Below are 270 nucleotides of genomic sequence, written 5' to 3'. Positions count from 1 at the left end.
CGATGGCGACACTCGCCCCGGCCGCGAATGCATTGCCAGCAAGCCGCGCTACCCGCAAGGGCCGCGCCAACCGGCCGTATGCATGGACATGGACGACGTGAAGAACTACGTCGCCTGGCTGTCGAAAAAGACTGGGCAGCAGTATCACATGGTCAGTGAAGCCCAGCGCGAATACGCCGCCCGCGCCGGCACAAGCGGACCGTTCCCGTTTCCTTTCGATGCAGGCAAGGGCTACAGCATCGCCGAACACGCCAATACTTACGGGCCGGC

The 270-nt window shown here is 63.7% G+C and carries 1 protein-coding gene; it reads left to right on the top strand.

Translation table 11 applies throughout. From position 1 onward, the window contains the following. Nucleotides 1–270: SUMF1/EgtB/PvdO family nonheme iron enzyme (locus KZZ04_RS21750; RefSeq protein ID WP_219423899.1), on the top strand; the 270-nt coding region annotated here is incomplete at both ends.

This window comes from Pseudoalteromonas sp. CR1, assembly GCF_019392235.1.
Classification (GTDB): domain Bacteria; phylum Pseudomonadota; class Gammaproteobacteria; order Enterobacterales; family Alteromonadaceae; genus Pseudoalteromonas.
Note: the sequence above shows the minus strand (reverse complement) of the source record. Positions and strands in the feature narration are given on the sequence as shown.